This window comes from Vibrio sp. Y58_MX_L22 (assembly GCF_024181865.1).
Classification (GTDB): domain Bacteria; phylum Pseudomonadota; class Gammaproteobacteria; order Enterobacterales; family Vibrionaceae; genus Vibrio; species Vibrio alginolyticus.
This window is the reverse complement of sequence record NZ_JAMZAN010000004.1, coordinates 436887-455789: the sequence shown is the minus strand read 5'-3', so window position 1 is coordinate 455789 and position 18903 is coordinate 436887. Positions and strand designations below refer to the sequence as shown.

Annotated in this window: 18 protein-coding genes; 13 read left to right on the top strand and 5 right to left on the bottom strand. The window is 43.4% G+C overall.

Translation table 11 applies throughout. From position 1 onward, the window contains the following. Positions 1 to 1210: cadherin-like domain-containing protein (locus NL626_RS12715; RefSeq protein ID WP_253657419.1), on the bottom strand; the 1210-nt coding region annotated here is incomplete at its 3' end. Positions 1211 to 1610: 400 nt separating this feature from the next. Here NL626_RS12715 and NL626_RS12710 point away from each other — a divergent pair. The 6 genes from NL626_RS12710 (at position 1611) to NL626_RS12685 (ending at position 7810) form a co-directional block, all read left to right on the top strand. Next, positions 1611 to 2921, top strand: coding sequence for a TolC family outer membrane protein (locus tag NL626_RS12710; RefSeq protein ID WP_017635971.1), 1311 nt, complete (start codon positions 1611 to 1613; stop codon positions 2919 to 2921). A gap of 2 nt (positions 2922 to 2923) precedes the next feature. Next, entirely contained in the window at positions 2924 to 3538 is a 615-nt protein-coding gene (locus tag NL626_RS12705; protein WP_005377354.1) for an OmpA family protein, read from the top strand. A 175-nt stretch (positions 3539 to 3713) separates the two neighbouring features. Next, a complete protein-coding gene (locus tag NL626_RS12700) occupies positions 3714 to 4067 on the top strand; it encodes a DUF2750 domain-containing protein (protein ID WP_005377352.1) in 354 nt (117 codons plus the stop codon). Between the two features lie 187 nt (positions 4068 to 4254). Beyond that, positions 4255 to 6225, top strand: a complete 1971-nt coding sequence (locus tag NL626_RS12695) for a diguanylate cyclase (RefSeq protein ID WP_253657418.1) — start codon at positions 4255 to 4257, stop codon at positions 6223 to 6225. 87 nt (positions 6226 to 6312) lie between these two features. Further along, positions 6313 to 7011, top strand: a complete 699-nt coding sequence (locus tag NL626_RS12690; protein WP_253657417.1) for an IclR family transcriptional regulator — start codon at positions 6313 to 6315, stop codon at positions 7009 to 7011. A gap of 106 nt (positions 7012 to 7117) precedes the next feature. After that, entirely contained in the window at positions 7118 to 7810 is a 693-nt protein-coding gene (locus tag NL626_RS12685) for an SDR family oxidoreductase (protein ID WP_054730597.1), read from the top strand. A gap of 198 nt (positions 7811 to 8008) precedes the next feature. Here NL626_RS12685 and dkgB read toward each other — a convergent pair whose 3' ends face one another. After that, a complete protein-coding gene (gene dkgB, locus NL626_RS12680; protein ID WP_053304418.1) occupies positions 8009 to 8809 on the bottom strand; it encodes a 2,5-didehydrogluconate reductase DkgB in 801 nt (266 codons plus the stop codon). Between the two features lie 112 nt (positions 8810 to 8921). On the opposite strand from dkgB, the gene NL626_RS12675 reads away from it, so the two are divergent. Continuing rightward, positions 8922 to 9827, top strand: coding sequence for a LysR family transcriptional regulator (locus NL626_RS12675; RefSeq protein WP_005377343.1), 906 nt, complete (start codon positions 8922 to 8924; stop codon positions 9825 to 9827). Positions 9828 to 9959: 132 nt separating this feature from the next. Then, complete coding sequence (locus NL626_RS12670; protein ID WP_086046771.1) at positions 9960 to 10865, top strand: TIGR03571 family LLM class oxidoreductase; 906 nt, start codon at positions 9960 to 9962, stop codon at positions 10863 to 10865. 115 nt (positions 10866 to 10980) lie between these two features. On the opposite strand, the gene NL626_RS12665 is transcribed toward NL626_RS12670, so the two are convergent. Then, the gene (locus tag NL626_RS12665) at positions 10981 to 11865 is read right to left on the bottom strand and encodes a LysR family transcriptional regulator (RefSeq protein ID WP_005377338.1); all 885 of its coding nucleotides are present in this window, start codon (positions 11863 to 11865) and stop codon (positions 10981 to 10983) included. Positions 11866 to 12024: 159 nt separating this feature from the next. On the opposite strand from NL626_RS12665, the gene NL626_RS12660 reads away from it, so the two are divergent. The 3 genes from NL626_RS12660 (at position 12025) to NL626_RS12650 (ending at position 14917) form a co-directional block, all read left to right on the top strand. Beyond that, complete coding sequence (locus NL626_RS12660; RefSeq protein ID WP_158173913.1) at positions 12025 to 13206, top strand: MFS transporter; 1182 nt, start codon at positions 12025 to 12027, stop codon at positions 13204 to 13206. 143 nt (positions 13207 to 13349) lie between these two features. Then, complete coding sequence (locus NL626_RS12655; protein ID WP_042523849.1) at positions 13350 to 13871, top strand: TetR/AcrR family transcriptional regulator; 522 nt, start codon at positions 13350 to 13352, stop codon at positions 13869 to 13871. Continuing rightward, entirely contained in the window at positions 13868 to 14917 is a 1050-nt protein-coding gene (locus NL626_RS12650) for an alcohol dehydrogenase family protein (protein ID WP_253657416.1), read from the top strand. The genes NL626_RS12655 and NL626_RS12650 overlap by 4 nt, the downstream gene beginning before the upstream one ends. Positions 14918 to 15120: 203 nt before the next feature. On the opposite strand, the gene NL626_RS12645 is transcribed toward NL626_RS12650, so the two are convergent. Next, complete coding sequence (locus NL626_RS12645; protein ID WP_062730577.1) at positions 15121 to 16032, bottom strand: GlxA family transcriptional regulator; 912 nt, start codon at positions 16030 to 16032, stop codon at positions 15121 to 15123. Between the two features lie 120 nt (positions 16033 to 16152). On the opposite strand from NL626_RS12645, the gene NL626_RS12640 reads away from it, so the two are divergent. Both NL626_RS12640 and NL626_RS12635 read left to right on the top strand, forming a co-directional pair. Continuing rightward, positions 16153 to 16671, top strand: coding sequence for a cysteine hydrolase family protein (locus NL626_RS12640; protein WP_025768146.1), 519 nt, complete (start codon positions 16153 to 16155; stop codon positions 16669 to 16671). A 120-nt stretch (positions 16672 to 16791) separates the two neighbouring features. Further along, entirely contained in the window at positions 16792 to 17553 is a 762-nt protein-coding gene (locus NL626_RS12635; protein WP_005388903.1) for a transporter substrate-binding domain-containing protein, read from the top strand. Between the two features lie 98 nt (positions 17554 to 17651). On the opposite strand, the gene NL626_RS12630 is transcribed toward NL626_RS12635, so the two are convergent. Further along, the gene (locus NL626_RS12630; RefSeq protein ID WP_253657415.1) at positions 17652 to 18746 is read right to left on the bottom strand and encodes a permease; all 1095 of its coding nucleotides are present in this window, start codon (positions 18744 to 18746) and stop codon (positions 17652 to 17654) included. Between the last annotated feature and the right edge of the window lie 157 nt (positions 18747 to 18903).

Genomic DNA, 18903 nt, shown 5'->3' with positions numbered 1-18903 from the left:
AGTTCTCGGCCGGTGTGAACACCAGTTTGCCATCAACAATTTCAACTTTCCCTTGGTCACTCGGCACGGACGCCGAATCAATGCTTAACGTATCGCCATCAATGTCGGTGTCGTTTGGCAGGACATCAATCGTTACTGAGCTATCTTCCTCTGTAATTGTTGTATCATTAGAGGCAATAGGCGCATCGTTAACTGAGTTTACTGTTACCGAAACTTGAGCTTCATCCTCTAACTCACCATCTGAGATGGTGTAGCTAATCGTTGCATTACCGTTGAAATTTTCAGCCGGAGTGAAAACAAGCTTACCATCGATAATCTCAACGATACCTTGCTCTTCTGGTACAGAAGCAGAGGTAATGATTAAATCATCACCTTCAATATCACTGTCGTTAGCGAGCACATCAATTACAACCTGGGAATCCTCGTCAGTTTGAATCGCATCATTAGTTGCTATTGGCGCGTCATTAACAGGCGTAATATCTAAGTTAGCAGTGCCATTAATAACACCGCCATCGTTATCAATAATGTCATAGGAGAATGACACTTCAGTGTCATCGTCAGCCTCTGGAATGTAAGTCCAAGATCCATCGCTGTTATCAATTAAGGTGCCATTCCCACTCTCAATAGTGACGTTTGTAATGACAAGAGTATCGACATCATCAATATTGACGTTCGATAGTAATTCTTCAGTAGTTATCGTGATTGGATCGCTATCTTCCTCAACAGCGCTTAATGTCACTGGAGAATTAGTAAGTGGCTTACTTGAGCCATCCCCACTTGTCTCGATACCTGTTGTGAAGAAGTCATTTAAGGTCAACGCTTGAGTTTCAGATAAGCCGAGGGATTCTAAGCCAATAGTTTCAAAGTTTGTTGAGGCTAGCACTTCAGTACCATCTCGTACAATCGTGGCACTATTTTGCAAACTGGAGCCACTATTTTCACCCGCTGCAGGTGCGAGTTCTTCATCAATAGCAGAAGGGTCTTGACCTTGCTCAATAGCACTAATAATCTGTGCTACATCGTCTGAAATATCTTTTAAACCTTGCTCTTGAGCAAGCTGAATTTTCAGGTCTTGAGGCGCAGCATCTGTCATTGCCACTATCACTTCACCTGGTAGAGGCTGCTGTCCTTCTGCAAGGACTCTCAGCTGCCCATCCAAACCTATTACGACGACTTGATTACCGAGTGGCACTAATGCTGTACGATCCATATAAACCTTAACCCTAAATAACTGTCAAGTTTTTGACTAACAATACTAATTTGCTATATATTGCCCGAATATATAGTGCAATAACAGCAATTTGATGCTCAATAAAGTAATTATGTGTCATACATCAATAAGAATCCAGATGCATAAGTGTTTTATTTTATTAAAATCTGGACACACGTTCCTAGCTATTACCTTCATCTTTAATTTGAGATCTTAATTCAAGTTTCAGGCAGATTTAGTAGGTTGATTTATCAAAATTGAAACAAATGAACAGCGAATCAACAGGTTACTTCATCGCATATTAATGTTATTGTGCGCTAAATTATTGACGCCCTTATAAGTATTCCACTTATAAGCCCTATCACCTCGAGAATTTTTACCATTATCTAGGAGAATCACAGTGAAGTGGACTCGTGCCAACGCCTTTTGTATTGGTATGTTCACCGCTAGTCATGCTTTTGGGCAAACGCTAGAGCAAGCGGTTGAAAACACATTAAAAACCAATCCTGACATCAAAAGTGCGTTCAATGAATTCGTTAGCAAGCAGTATGTGAATGAAGCATCTGGTGGTGCTTACCTCCCATCCGTAGACTTAGATGCCGGTATCGGTTACGAAGGAATCAAACCTGCAGAGTCAGGGCGAGATTCAACCGATCTGACAAGAAAAGAAGCCACCGTGACACTAACCCAGCTAATATGGGATGGCTCAGCGACACTTAATGATATGGATCGAACAGCAGCTGATGCTGAATCGGTCCGTTATCAACTTCTAGCTGATGCCCAAGACACCGCTCTAGAGGTCGCGAAAGTTTATTTAGACTCAGTAAAAGCTTATGAAATTCTGACACTTTCCGAGAATAACTTGAAAGTGCATAAGAAGATCTATGAAGACATTAAAAAGCGAGTTAACTCAGGTATCGGTTCTACAGCAGACCTAACCCAGGTAGAGGCTCGTTTAGCAAAGGCTCATGGTAACTTGGTGGCAGCTCAGAACAACTTATATGACAGCCACACCACCTTTACACGCCTTGTCGGACAGTCACCACAAGGATTGATTTTCCCAAGAGCGGACCAAAACTTTATTCCCTACACCATCGATGAAGCGATTGACTTGGCATTCGAGTCACACCCAGTAATCAAAATCTCGGTAGCTGATGTGGACTCTGCAAAGTTCCAATACAAGCAATCTAAGGGAACTTACTACCCAACGATATCGGTAGAAGCGGCTCAAACATGGCGTGATGATGCAAGCGGTATCGAAGGAAGCAGCGAAGAGACAACAGCAATGTTACGTATGCGTTACAACCTCTTTAACGGTGGTAGTGACGTAGCCAACGCTGAAAGTTTTGCCTACCAACTAAATAAAGCAAAAGACCTAAGAGAACGTGCATACCGCCAAGTAGAAGAAGGTCTTCGTCTATCTTGGAGTGCGTTAGATTTAACACTTCAACAAAAAGAGTTCCTAGCGGATCACGTAGATTCGGCCTCTGAAACTGTCATCGCCTACGAAAAGCAGTATCGCATTGGAAAACGCACTCTGCTGGACTTGTTAAATACTGAAAACGAACTTTTCGAAGCAAGAAAGAACTACTTGGATGCTCGATACTCAGAGCAGTACGCCAAGTACCGCGTTATGAACGCGACTGGCCAATTGTTAAATGCCTTGCGTGTCGATGTACCTACAGAATGGAATGAAAAGGTGGAGTACTGATCATGAAACCAGTGAAGATTCTATTTGCATTGGGTATGCTCGCCATCACTCAACACGTTGTTGCTGAAGACGAATATGAGTATCGTCCTGTACCAAATGCAGAACAAATAGCAGATTTGCAAGATGACGATAACGATGGTGTCATCAATGCTCGAGATATGTGCCCAGGTACACCTGAAGGCTCAGAGGTCGACAACGACGGTTGTGGAGAATACATTAAAGCATCAGATAACATGCAAGTGCGGATACTTTTTGCTAACGACTCTGATGAGATCAATCCAGTCTTCAGAAGACAAGTCCGAGAGCTTTCCGACTTTTTAAAAGAGTACCCTACTACTTCGATAGAGCTGCACGGCTATGCTAGTAAAGTTGGTGGTTCAAAGCATAACCAAGATCTTTCTGAAAGACGAGCACGCAATGTCCGTGAAGCCCTACTAAGCTACGACATCGAACCGAGTAGAGTCCGCATTGTTGGTTTTGGTGACACTCACTTAGCACAGCAAGGGACCGATGAAGTCAGCCATGCTTTAAATCGTCGAGTAACCGCATCAGTCGTTGGTTACAAAGGCGAGATAAAAAGAGAGTGGACAATATTCACAACTCTTCCAGAAAGGTAAAGTACCTGTTTTTGTTTGCTCTGCAAGCACAAAGCAAACAAAAACGAGTGAATACTTAACCTCAGAAAAGGAGCTTCGGCTCCTTTATTTTTACTCATTTCGACAACCGTATTATGCTTTAGGAATCGGCACTTTAGTGTTACTCTAGCCACGTCATAACAACGAGAGTTTTGAAATGAGCAAACTTACATCAGATATCCAAGCGAACCTTGACCTTTTTGTTGCAGAAACGAAAGAAAACCAATTGGTTTGGGGTTTACGCAATGAAGAAGGTTGGCTATCTTGCGATTCAACTGAATTCGAAAACAGCGAAGTCATGCCTTTCTGGTCTTCTAAAGAAGATGCAGAAGCACATAATGTTGAAGAATGGGCAGATTTTACTGTACTAGAAATCCCATTAGATATCTTTGTTGAAGATTGGCTTTTGACTCTTGCTGAAGATGGTGTTCTTGTTGGAACTAACTGGAACGATCAGTTAGAAGGCAAAGAAATGGAGCCTCAAGATCTAGCAAAGCTTTACATTGATTAAAGATTTCTGACCTCAACTTTATGTTGAGGTCTTTCTTTTTTATGCCTCTTCTTTCAATATCTCGACCAAGTGCATAGTTTTACTACTCTTTTTCTTAGTACACCCAACTTAATCACAACGCTGATGCGTTAAAAGCGCTATGATAACTCAACTTTAAAGGCACCTTAAATTAAAGGCTCGTTTAAACATGCGCGTGCTCTATCCCTTGCTTGCGTCACTTTTGCTCACTCCAGTATATGCAAGCGACACTCAAGATATTGAACCAAACCAAAATATCACACAGTGGCACTCTGTCTACCAAACCACACTACGAAGCAACCCTGAGTCGGCATTGAGCATGCTTCAAGATCGCTACCATACAGCGAAATCGGACAGCGAAAAGCTCTACGTAAGTGGATTGATTTATGAATATATGTCAAACATAAATCAGCCTTACTATGGCAGCAGTCAAGTCTTAGACAACCCTTTTTCTCAATTAGAATCAGAATATATTCTTGCGTTAAATGAACGTAAGCATGGTAGTTACGAGGCCTCAGTAGATAGCTTTTCTTCTTTGCGACAGACAATGAAGAAAATATCCGATTCCGAAGGCAAGGCTCTGATGAACTATCAACTTTGTTATACGCTGAATCAACAAGGTCGTTATCACAAAGCAAACTTTTATTGCTCATCCTTAGAGAGCCACTTAAATCATAAGCATCAAGAAAACTTCCCTGTTGATCTTGCTTTGCGCGTGGTAGCAAATAACTACAATTACCGCGGTGACTATGAAAAAGCCTTAAGTTTGTATCGACAGTTGATGGCCAACATGTCGACGCAAAGCGATCCTTCAGGGATTTACAATGACGTCGGCAATTTACTTGCAGAGCTGGGGCAATTTGAACAATCAGAGCAATATCTCATTCAAGCCCTACTGGTTCGCCAAGATGAAGGGACACCTCTTGAAGTTGCACAAGTCGAACATAGTCTAGGAGCGATGTACAGAAAATCCAAAGAACTCGATAAGTCCATCAGCCACTACAAAAATGCATTAACGATTCTCGAACAACTTCATTACCCATACGGGCAAGGGTTGACCTATTTAGGGTTATCTGCTGCTTTGGCCGATTCTGGGCAATTAGATACCGCGGTAGATTACATTGGAAGAGCATTAAACATTGCCCAAACTTATGAGAATACGCACCTTGAAACAGAGGGTCATTTGGCTGCTGGATTGGCATATTTAAAGAACCATACACCCGAAAAATCGATTGAACACACTACAATAGCGTTAAGATTAGCGGTAAAAAACGCTAGGCCCTTATTGCAAGCGCAAGCCCAATTACTCCTCGCAAAAGCATACCAAGCTCAAAATGATTACAAAAAGGCACTGGAGCATCACAAGGCCTACTCGACGATTGAACTAACGAACCGAGACGCGAGTAATATCAAGGCGTTAGAGGCACTAGATCTCTCTAAAAAAGAGTATGAATATGATCTACAAGTCGCGCAGTTGAACAACGAAACTCTTCTAAGTCAGTACCAGTTTGAAAAACTCACAGACCAACAACGCACTTATAATTTTGTTGTTTTCTGTTTATTGATTCTCCTCGCTCTGGCATTGATGGTTCAGCGACAAACACGCTTAAAAGCCAAAATAGACAGCTTAACGTGTGCATTAAACAGAGCGGCAATTATAGAGACGATTAAAAGCCAAACCTCCAAAGCGGAAGGAGACTTCCGCTACGTTCTAGCATTAATCGATCTAGATGACTTTAAGGCGATTAATGATCAGTACGGTCATCCAACTGGCGACTTAGTACTACAACAGGTATGCAAAGCGCTTAAAGCTAAACTTAATAAGGGAGATTACTTGGGTCGTTTAGGTGGAGAAGAGTTTATCTTGCTATTGAAAAACGTCGATGAGATTGACGTTCCCTTTAGAATACAAAGTCTGCATAAAACAATTTCAGAAAAGAGTGTACATTCGCTTAATGACCATCAATTGAATATATCTGCGAGTCTGGCCTATCTATCAACCTCAATGCCACTCACCAACTTTGATGAGCTCTATTCGATATTAGACCAAGCGTTATACAATGCTAAGAAGCAAGGAAAAAACTCCCTTGTGGACGCATACAACGAGCCGATCAGTTTAAGTGCTGAGTATATTCTCTAATAAAACCAAACCACCAGCGTAGTGGTTTGTTATAGGTGGAAGCATCAGTAAGCCATTCAGATGCAACACCATCATCAAGGAGTCTTTGTGCCCAAGGCAAGAAAAAACATTCAGTCTCTAGAGCGAGGTTTTCTAATCCTCGAGTTGCTCTCGATGAGTGAGTCTCCCCTATCATTACAGACGATCAGTAATGCGATCCAGTTAAATAAGACGACTGTTCACGGGTTACTTGCGACTCTACACTCTCTTGGATATGTATCCAAACACAACCATAGCTACAGCCTAGGGTTTAGATGCTATGAACTGTCTAAGCCGATTGAACAAAAAAACGAAGCTATCCGACAACACTTTGTTCCATTGCTGAAAAAAATGGCCCAAATGACTAACAACACTGCTTACCTCGCTGTACAAAGTGGCGCTAAAGAGTACTTGTATATCGATGCTATAGAGCAGGATAACCCTCTTACTATCCGTAGCCCGAGAGGGAAACGAGAAGGACTCACAACATCTGCGATCGGCAAGGCTTTTCTTAGTTTTGATGATGAGCTTCGCCGAACATTGCGCCTTGAAAGCCAAATATCCCCCACGTTAGAAACTGAACTTAATCAGGTTGTATTATCAGGTTACGCACTCGATTTAGAAGAGGCAGAGCCAAACCTCAATTGCTTAGCGATCCCCCTTTACTTGGATGGTAAGGTCGTTGCTGTTGCAGGTGTCAGCGGTGCTGCCTCCGAACTGACGGTCACTAGGCTAAAACACTTTGCCAGCATCTTTCTCAAATTTTAAGATTTGACAATGTCGAATCCTAGGCCATTTTTATACTGTTTTGATTACATGCTTATACGTCGCCTCTAATATGGTCGTTGTTCAACTCAACAACGTAGGAGAAGCGATGTCTACTGTATTAATCACCGGCGCTAACCGTGGCTTAGGCTTGCAATTTGTCCGCCACTACCTTGGAAAAGGTTGGCAAGTTATCGCAACTTGTCGTTCACCAGAAAATGCTAAGCAGCTCAATGAACTAGTAACCCAATCTAATCAACTTCAACTGATGGCTCTAGACGTCACTAACCAACAAGATATCGATCAGTTAGCCACTCAATTAGCGGATCGTCCGCTCGATCATTTAATTCTTAATGCAGGTGTATTAGGCGAAGAGTGTGCAAAGCTTGGCGAAATGACCCAGAAAAAATGGCTAGAAGTACTAAACATAAATACCGTCGCACCTGCCCTGCTAATTCAAGCCCTACAAGACAACGTTGCGAAAAGTCAGCACAAAACCATCGTGGGAATCTCAACCCGAGTTGCGAGTTTAAGCGATAACAGTTCAGGTAACATGTACAGTTATCGAGCATCTAAAGCAGCGCTTAATCAGGTTCTAGTATCAGCAGCACGCAATCTCGAATCGCGAGGAGTAAAAACTGTCGCAGTTCATCCCGGCTGGGTAAAAACCGATATGGGCGGTGAGGACGCAACCTTTTCTGCCGAGGAAAGTGTTGCAGGCATTGTTTCGGTCGCAGAACAGCTAACACTTGAGCAATCCGGAAGCTTCCGCGTATTTGATGGCTCTACAATCGAATGGTAACTGTTCTCTAAATGACGTCTCCCGGCCAAATTGAAGGCCGGGAGAATACAGTAAACTAATAGGCCAAAAAGATAAAAGCTCGCACTATCGTCAGACAAGCGAGCCGTTATCGTCTATGGTGTTGTACTACCGTCAAACGCTGAGGAAGTCAGCGATTGCAGAGGTGTCATTTAGGCAATGATTTCCCGTGAAACTCACTCAATCATCCCACTCAGGCGCTAGCCCTTCAGGGTTTACTTCGCGGCCATTTCTTTCCAACGCATCTATCTTTGCAATCGCCTCTTCACTCAGATTAAGTTCAAGTGCTTTCAGGTTACTTGCTAAATTCTCTCGTTTAGTTGAAGACGGGATCACCGCGTAACCTTTTGACAAAGCCCAAGCAAGCGCGACTTGAGCTGGCGTGGCCTGATAGTCCTCAGCAATACCTGCAATAGTTGGGTCCCCAAGTACTTTCCCATATGCCAAGGTCATGTAAGACGTTACCTGAATATCGTTTTCCTGCATGAAGCTGACCAACTTACGATTTTGCAAATAAGGGCTAAGCTCGATTTGGTTAGTAACAATATTCTCTTTACCGACCACTTCTATCGCTTGTTGCAACAAGTCAATATTAAAGTTGGATACGCCAATATTACGGGTTAACCCTTGCGATTTAGCTTCAAGTAATGAAGCCATGTATTCGTTCAAGTTATTGTTATTGCCAGGCCAGTGGATCAAGGTCAAATCCACATAATCTGTATTTAGCTTTTCTAAGCTCTCTTTTAGACTTGGAATGAGTTGTTCCGTGTTCATGTTATCAACCCAGATCTTGGTCGTAATGAATAGCTCATCACGTGCAATACCGGACTGTGTCAATACTTCACCGATTTCTGCCTCATTACCGTAAATCTGTGCAGTATCAATTACGCGGTAACCCACTTCTAACGCATTACGGACTGAATCCTTAACTACTTCACCCTCTAAACGAAACGTGCCGACGCCAAATGATGGTACTTTCATCTAAATCTCCTGAATTATCGATTTTATAGTTGATTCGAAGCAAAACTTTACGCCGCAAGAAACTTTCCGTAAAGTTAACAATACTCAAATCTAATTTGAAATATATTCAACAATGAAAGCTACTCTAGATGAAATGCGCACCTTTATGGCCGTGGTCGATACGGGTTCAATCAGCTCTGCGGCTGAACTGTTATCGATGACCGTCTCGGCGGTGAGTCGATCGGTATCTCGGCTAGAAGCCAAACTCGAAACGACCTTGTTAAATCGCACAACCCGTAAGTTAGATGTTACTAATGAAGGAACGATATACCTCGATAAAGTCAGACATATTGTAGAAGCAGTAGAGAATGCCGAAGCACAACTGAAAAGCCAGAAATATAAGCCTTCTGGCCTCCTACGAATAAACGCAGCTACCCCCTTCTTACTGCACGTACTAACGCCGCACATTGCTAAATATCAGAGCTTGTATCCAGAAGTCGAAATCGATCTCAATTCCAATGAGGAAAATATTAGCCTTTTGGGAACAAAAACCGATATTGCTTTTCGTATCGGTGAGCTACAAAACTCAACCATGCGCGCGATATTTCTTGGTAAAAGTCGGATTCGAATCGTCGCGAGTCCAGAGTATTTAAGACAACATGGTACTCCAACCTCAATAGATCAGTTACTCAATCACAAGCTACTTGGATTCAACAAGCCGGAGTATCTTAAGGAATGGCCGATCATGGATGATAAGAACAAACTTCTGCGTATTATGAGTAGCCTAAGATCTGATAATGGCGAGACGCTAAGATGTTTAGCCTTACATGGTGCGGGGATAGCTTGCCTGTCTGACTTTATGACCTACTCTGACCGACAAGCTGGTCGCTTAGTGGGCGTGCTTAGTGAACACACGCATAATGTCGAACAGCCCGTTCATGCGGTGTATTACAAAAATGCCAGTACCTCACGCCGGATCAGCTCTTTTATTGACTTCATCAAGCAAGAAATCAAGGTAGAGAACCACCAGTTCCTTTAAAGACCACCGCTGTTTGTGGCAAAACACTTTTGTCTTTTTGCCGCTTTTTCTCACAACAAAAATCTCATAGTGTCCTGAATATCAGGGAGGCACCTTGCCTCCTAGTACTCACAGTAATAGTCAGGCTTCATAATGCATAAAGATTTAAGTAACAGATTCACCATCGGGGTTGAGCTCCCCCTAGATAATGACTGGACCCAAGAAGGCCAGAAAAAACGCCTGCTCCAACGAAAACCGTTCGGCGTACCAGACATGAGTGCACATAAACAGCGTATTATGTTAGCCGATAAGTTAGGCTTTAACGTAGCTTGGGTGAGAGATGTCCCGTTGTACGACCCTAACTTTGGAGACGCGGCACAAATTTATGAACCGTTCAGTTATCTTGGCTATCTCTCTGCGTGCACCGACAACATTCTACTAGGGACAGCAGCGATAGTATTACCGTTAAGACAACCTTGGCTAGTGAAAAAAGCCGCTGCGACCATCAACGAGTTAAGTGGTGACCGCCTGATACTCGGTGTGGCTAGTGGAGACCGCCCTAGTGAATATCCCGTTTTTAATGCCAACTTTGACAGCCGTGGCTCAGCTTTTCGAGAAAGTGTAGAGATTTTGAAAGATACGCAAAATGATAAGCTGGGTAACGATCTACAGTTATTACCCGAGTTTGCTGATATTCCTATCTATGTCGCAGGGTTAGCGCAGCAAAGTCCACAATGGATAGGAGAAAACCTAGACGGCTGGCTCGCCTACCCAGGCACACCTGATGATCATGAACACCGCGTTGCACTTTGGCGCTCCGTAGCGGGAAACAAACCCTACGCCAGCTTTATTCATCTTGATTTAGTCGATAACCCAAATGCACCAGTCGTTCGGCATCATTTTGGTATCCAGGCCGGAGTCAATGGCTTGAGCGATGAGCTAGAAAAAATGCAAGAAGCAGGAGTCAATCACATCGGGTTGCATTTCCGTCGTAATAGCCAACCAATTGATAAATCAATGGAACAGATCGCTCAGTACGTGTTGCCACGCTTTAACTAAGAGCAAATAAAAATATGTGCCACCTTACTAAGGGGTGGCACGCTAGGCTTGGCAGTTGGAAAAACAAAAGCCGCAATAACGACAAAACTCTTTTGTTAAAACAACAATAATAGTGTTATTTTAAAGTAAGTCTTGGTTGAATAAAGTCGATGAACGCGGAAATACGCTTAGAGACTGAAGAAGATTTGTAGAACACAGCATTGACCTGTTCTCGTCCAGTATTTGTGATTTTTTCCGATTCAAACAATGCCACTAACCGTCCAGAATCAAGATCATCTTTCACCATAAAGCCAGATAAACATGCAATGCCGTTCCCTGCCAGCACTAACTGTCTAACCGTTTCACCACTGCTGGATAGGATATCAGGCTCTATCATCTCAAACCCTCGTAATGGCCACTGATTTAACACTTTAGCGCCAGAAAAACCGATCAAGTTATGACTGCGCAAATCGCTCACCGCTTCAGGGAAACCTCGTTTAGATAAATAACCAGGCGTGGCAACGATAAATAGTGGGCTTGTTCCTAAAGGTTTAGCATGCAGTGTTGAATCCGATAATCGTCCAATACGTATCGCCACATCGGTTCTTTTTTCCAATAGATCCACAAAACCCTCATTAGAGGTAAGATCGAGCTGAATATCAGGATAAGCCTCTTTAAATGGCTGAATTAACGGCACGAGTTGATGTAAAACAAATGGGCTAGCGGCATCAACTCTTAAGCGCCCCTTGGGTAATTCACCTCGTGTGATGATCTCTTCTTCAGCTTGCTGTATTTGTAGTAAACCTAAGCGAACCGCTTCAACAAACTGATGCCCTTCCTCAGTAACTTCCACTCTGCGTGTCGTGCGATTCAGCAAGGTTACCCCCAACTGTGATTCAACTTTACTAACCGCACGAGATACCCTAGCGACTTGGATACCTAGTGCATCAGCAGCGGAAGAAAATCCACCACTATCCACAACTGCCATAAGAATCTCTAATTCATCTGATCGGGTTAACATTTCATCCCCTTTCCTAACTGCGCATTTCCTTCACTTATAACAAAAGTATTTTGTAATAAACACCATTTTTCGCAACGAATAACTCTTTAATAATACACGACATGGAGACGGGCTATTCGTTTATCCATTCATATTCAATGATTATAAGAGAGAGTTGTTATGCCTTTAGCTTTACTTGCATTGACGCTTAGCGCCTTTGCTATTGGAACCACGGAGTTTGTAATTGTCGGTCTGATACCGACTATGGCCTCCGACCTCAACGTATCATTACCTTCAGCGGGTCTTTTAGTTAGCCTGTACGCACTTGGTGTCGCGGTTGGTGCTCCCGTTTTAACAGCGCTGACTGGTAACTGGAAAAGAAAGTACGTTCTGCTTTCTGTGATGGCACTGTTTGTTCTTGGCAATCTGTTAGCCTGGCAAGCACCTGGATACAACACACTAGTTACAGCAAGGATACTGACCGGGCTTGCACACGGTGTGTTCTTTTCGATCGGCTCGACTATCGCCACTGGCCTAGTGTCAAAAGAAAAAGCCGCTAGCGCAATTGCTATTATGTTTACCGGTCTCACCGTAGCTCTAGTGACGGGCGTGCCACTTGGCACCTGGATTGGCCAGACATTTGGTTGGCAGGCAACCTTCCTAATCGTCGCGATCCTTGGAATCATCGCACTGATAGGAAGCGCTCTGCTAGTGCCGAGTAATCTGAAACAACCACCAGCAACCAAGCTGTCATCGCAAGTGAAAGTCTTGACTCAGCCTCGTCTACTTTTGGTGTACGCAATCACCGCGCTAGGTTACGGTGGTACGTTCACAGCCTTCACTTACTTGGCTCCTATTTTGGAAGAAGTATCGGGGTTTGGCTCTAGCGCTATCAGCCTAATTATGTTGGTTTATGGTGTATCAGTCGCATTCGGCAACATCTGGGGCGGAAAGATGGCCGACTCTATGGGGCCAATCAAAGCTCTGACAGCGATTTTCTCGGGCCTAATTGTGGTATTGCTCGTGTTTAGTGTCACAGCATTTAATCCAATTTCTGCAGTAGTGACCATTCTTGTCTGGGGTGCCTTTGCCTTTGGTAACGTTCCAGGACTTCAAGTTTATGTTGTCAAACTAGCAGAGAAATATTCACCTGATGCAGTCGACGTCGCTTCTGGTCTCAACATTGCTGCATTTAACGTAGGTATTGCACTGGGTTCTTGGGGCGGTGGCCTTATCGTGGCCAATGCTGGGCTGATGCACACACCTTGGATTGGCGCGATCGTAGTATTAGGTGCTCTACTACTAACCCGTTTCAGCGGAATGCTAGACAAGCGTCGAGAGCAGCACGCAACGGCACACTGATTCACGTTCCGAATCGATAAAAATCACTTAAGTTAGCCCGGCATTACGTCGGGCTTTCAATACAGAGTTTAAATACACCATTGACTGAGGTAGAAAGTTTATTCTACCCTTAGGTAAAACAAACGTTCTACCTGGTATGTCAAATAGTGAAAGAAAAAATCGCAGCAAGCCTAGAAAAAGCATTCAGTCAGTATGGCTTCGCCGAGCCGAGCGTACCCCAACTCAAAAACGCCTGCGAAGTCAGCCTGAGAACCCTGTACAAATACTACCCCTCCAAGGAAGCGATGATTGTTGCAGCTCTCGAGCATCGCCATCAAAGGTATTTGAGTTTTTTGCTCGAAGACGCCCCTGCCAATGGAACACCGGCTGTATTACACCTATTCACTCGCCTCGAGGATTGGATGAAGGAGTTTGCACCGAATGGCTGCATGTCCATCAATGCATTAGCAGCCTATCCAGAAAATCTATCGATTAATCAAGCAGTAAAACAACACAAATTGGCGGTCCGTCAGCTTATGCTCCAACTAAGTCAGCGAGAAGACCTCGCAACCACACTCTTCTTGTTACATGAAGGTTTATCCAACGCATGGCCGGTTCTCGGTCACGCTGCCTTTGCATCCGCTGAACACACTCTGCTAGAACTAATGAAGGAGAACAATCAATGACCACAATCCCGAAAGTCATGAAAGGCGTCCAACTTATCGGTCATGGTGGGCCAGATATGCTTCGTTACCGCGATGATATACCTGTGCCAGTCCCCTCGCCTGATGATGTATTGATCCAAGTTGCCGCCGCCGGAGTCAATAACACCGACATCAATACTCGAACAGCATGGTATTCTAAAAACGACGCCAATAGCATGGATGCAAGCTGGTCAGGAGACGCGCTATCTCTCCCTCGAATCCAAGGTGCCGATGTATGCGGTACCATCGTCGCTGTTGGTGAGAATATCTGCCCATCACGAATCGGCCAGCGTGTGCTTATCGAACCATGTATTACGCGCTTCCACAGTCAAGCACTTAGCTCGCCTTGGTACTTCGGTTCAGAATGTGATGGTGGCTTTGCTCAGTTCACTGTTGTTGACAGTAAACATGCATATGCTGTGAATAGTAGTTTATCGGATATCGATTTGGCCTCCTTCCCTTGTTCTTATTCAACTGCCGAGAACATGCTTGTCCGCTCTAATGTCACAGCGAGCGATACCGTACTGATTTCAGGGGCATCCGGCGGTGTTGGCTCTGCCGCAATCCAACTGGCGAAGGCGCGTGGAGCATACGTCATTGCTATCGCCAGCCCAGAAAAAAATGAACAGATCACGGCATTAGGAGCAAACCAAGTTATCCCTCGCGATGCAAATTTGCCGGCGACTCTCGGAGAAAACAGCGTTGACGTAGTGATTGATTTGGTCGCAGGAGAGCAGTGGCCACAATTTCTTCAGGTACTAAAGCCAGGATCAAGATACGCTGTTTCCGGCGCCATAGGCGGCCCAATTGTCGAGCTGGATGTAAGAACTCTTTACCTTAAAGACCTAGCGTTATTTGGTTGTACCGTTTTGGCACCAGAAGTATTCGGTAACTTGGTTCGCTATATCGAACAGAACGCAATTCGTCCCTTAGTCGCGGAGTCATTTCCCTTGAACCAGATAGGTCAAGCGCAAGAAGTATTTTCACGCAAGCAACATACTGGGAAACTGGTTTTGGAAATCACATAGCTTTTCGATTAACAGCGGCCTATACAAGTCGTTGTAATTTGAGAACACTTTAAGCATCCTAAAAAGTTCTCAATACTTAGAAGATCGCTACGGTTGGCTTAGCTTGTTATCCCTTTTCATCACGCTAAGCCAGCTTGTAAAAATATGTGTGTTTGCTTCTGAGTTATAAATGTTTAATACCAACATTATCTTACTTCTGGCGTTCATGAACAGAACCGAGATCTGAACGACTTCGGTGTTAAACCTACGATCCTATTAAATATTTTCCTGAACGCGCTCACATCTTGGTAACCCACTCTAAATGATATTGCGTCAAATGTTAGGGTTGTCGACTCAAGTAAATCACAAGCTTTTTGTACTCTTAAGCTTTGTATGTATTGGTTAACATTGAAACCTGTCGCCTTTTTAAAGCGTCGCTGCAATGTCCTTTCTGTTAAACAACTCAACTCTGCAAGCTCTTTATTGCTCAGTTTTCCTTGATAATGATCGTTTATATAGTGCTGTAGTTGAACAATTACCTCATCACCATGTTGGAAGTTTGGGGTAAACTGTTGATAAAAGCGTTGCTCTCTCGGACCAGTATCAATAACCAACATTTTGCCTAACAGGCGCATTACTGCCGGTGACGCAAATAAGGAAACCAGCTCCAAACCTAAATCCACCCATGACATCATACCCCCAGCCGTAATGATCGTTCCTTCGTTAATAAGGATGGCTTCTTGTCTTACGTGGATATCGGGAAACTGACTCGCTAATGAAGGAGCTAAGCCCCAGTGTGTTGTACAAGACTTATTGGTCAACAACTGGGTTTGAGCAAGAATAAAAGTACCAGCGCAGGCGGAGGCTAAAATCGCACCTTTACTATATTGGACATTTAACCAGTCGAGTAGCTCTGGCTCTGGTTCTAAGTAATATTGACCAGTGCCGCTAGGCGGAATCATTACCGCTGTTTTCACATCGAAGTGCGTGTTTGGCCAGTGATCCAATATCTCTACTTCAAAGTGCACATCAACGCCCAATTTAGCCGCAGCACGGTTTGCCATCTCGAAGAGTTCGCTTAAACCATATACGGAGGCTTGCGAGCTATCTGGGTAATTAACGAGTGCTATTTTCATTTTCAATTATCTTCAAGTGTCGCTTTTTGACTCTTTTGTGTCATTTTAGACTCTAAAGAAGGTGGCTAAAAGTCTTTATATTATTCGTACCGCAATGATCCTCAATAAAAGGAAAATAAAATGACTCAAAAAGCCCTACTTGTAATTGATTTGCAAAACGACTATTTCCCGGAAGGAAAGTTTCCTTTATGGAATACAGAATCGACTTTAGACAATGTTAAGAGAGCAATAACTAAAGCCAATGAGCAAAACATTCCTGTGATTCATATTCAGCATATTGCCGACCCTGCCATGGGTATTGCCCCATTCTTCAATGAAGGCAGCGACGGTGCCAATATTCACCCAGAAGTTCTTGCTTTAGCACCGAATTCCGAAATCGTGGTAAAGCACTTCGCAGATAGCTTTGAAGGAACACGTTTAGAAGAAGTATTGGCAAGCAAAAATGTAACGGAGTTACTTGTATGTGGAATGATGACACAAAACTGCGTGACACATACTGCTATCTCAAAATCTGCGGACAAGTATGATGTTTCGATCTTAATCGATAGCTGTACCACGGTCGATGAAATGATTCACAACATTGCACTTCACGCTGTCTCAACGAGAGTTCCCCTCGTAACTATTGAAGATAAGCTGTAATACACGTAAAACCTTTCACTCACACAATGCGGGCGAAAGGTCACACATATATGCACTTTCATTGATATTTGCTTACTTTGTGTTAAACATTGGTTTCCAAATAGTTACAAGGAAACGTTTATGAAATGGATAGTCGTATTGTTTATTAGCTTGTTTTCAGTTTTCAGCCATGCGAAAGAGTGGAAACAAATTCGCTTCACTGTTGAAGGGGCTTACCCTCCATTTAGCTGGACGACAAAAGAGGGAAAGCTAGAAGGGTTTGAAGTCGACCTCGCTAACGCGTTATGCAAAGAGTTAGAAGTAAAGTGCGTTATCTCAAAAATGGATTGGGATGGCATCATCCCTTCTCTCCTTAGTCGCAAGAACGATGCGATTATTGCTGCAATGACAATCACAGAAGAACGAGAAAAGAAAGTCGATTTCACCGTCCCTTATGCAAAAGTACCGACTCGTTTTGTAATGAAAAATGATAGAGAAATCAACATGGATGACGGCAGCCTAAATCGTTTATCTATTGGAGTTCAAAGAGCCACAATTGGTGATAAGTACCTTTCGGCCTTGTATCCAGATATTGATATTCGTCGTTATGGTACGTTCGATGAGGCATTTACTGATCTACTCAATGGACGGTTAGATGCTGTATTTGGCGGCTCAATCGGTTTAAGTGCTGGTTTTCTTGAAACTGCACAAGGTGAAGGCTATCACTTTACTGGACCAGCGTTTACAGAGGAAAAGTGGTTCGGCCGTGGCATTGGCGTAGCAGTGAGAAAACAAGACAAAGAATTAAAAGCATTACTCGATAGCGGAATACAAAAATTGATCCAGAGCGGTAAGCATAAAACCATCGCCAGCAAATATTTCTCCTATAGTATTTACGAGTAACCTCGCTATTTTTTTATAGCCTGCGCGGTATAGGAAACTTCCCTTTCCCTATATGGCGACAAAAACAGAGCCCTCGAGCAATCGCCCGAGGGTTATTTTTATAAAAAAGCCCACGTATATAAGTAACCCGCTCCCATGGCCATCGTTAAGATAACGATTAGGAAGGCAGCGATCATTTGGTTCTTAAAAATTGATTTCAACAAAATCACTTCTGTAAGACTTGCGCCAGCACTACCAATAATAAGCGCCATAACAGATCCAAGAGCCATACCTTTTTGTACTAGTGCCGCGCTAAGTGGAATGACCGCCTCTGCACGGATGTACAATGGAATACCAATGATTGCTGCGACCGGAATCGCGTACCACTTCGCTTCACCAGCGAACTCCGCAATGAACTCCGTCGGGATGAAGCCATAGATAAATGAACCAATCGCAATGCCCATCATGAGATAAGGGAACACTTGCTTAAAGTCTTTCCAAGTTGATTGCCAAATACGTGCCCAGCGGCTAGGCTCTTTCTCTTCCACGACTGTCGCTGTTGCACTACCGTCTGATGAGCAGCAAGACACTTCCACTTTAGGTTCAGGTTTTGGTGCATCACCACAGCAAGATGTTTTCGCCGCAACTGGCGTAGGTTCATTGCAGGCGCTGGTACCACAGATTGATGCTGGTCTCGCTTCTTCTTTTTTCTTGCTTGAATCGCCACAAGAAGTACCGCACGAAGAAGAACCTACCGCTTGATATGCTTCTGGTTTGACGTAACGTTCAAACCCTAGTTTTTCAAGTACATAGCCTGCTACCACTGATACTGACATCGCGATAGCAAAGTAAAATACCGCAACTTTCCAACCAAAAGTCACCACAAACAAGCCAATAATCACTGGGTTAAGCAACGGGCTTGCAAATAGGAACACCATCATAGGTCCAAAACCTGCTCTTGCACGCAACAAGCCTTTTAAGAAAGGAATGGTCGAACACGAACAGAAAGGCGTAATCGAACCTAGCAACGCAGCAATGAAGTAACCTTTACCCTTTTTCGAGCTGAGAATAGATTGAATTTTTTCTGGCGTTAGAAAATCTTGCAACACACCGACAATGTAGCTAATTGCCAGAAATAAGATGATAAGTTCGGTTGCTAGAAACGCAAACATATCCAGCGCTTCTTTAACCATTGTTATAATTTCTGTATTCACATTTACTCTCCTCGTCATTTTTCGCTAACAAGCTTACCTGATAGATAAGCCTTAATTTCGATATTTCTGGAATTATAGAATCATAAAACAAAAGATCAACAAAATATTTCCATAAAAATGGAATAATAAAACTAGTCATTACTTATCATAAAGTTAC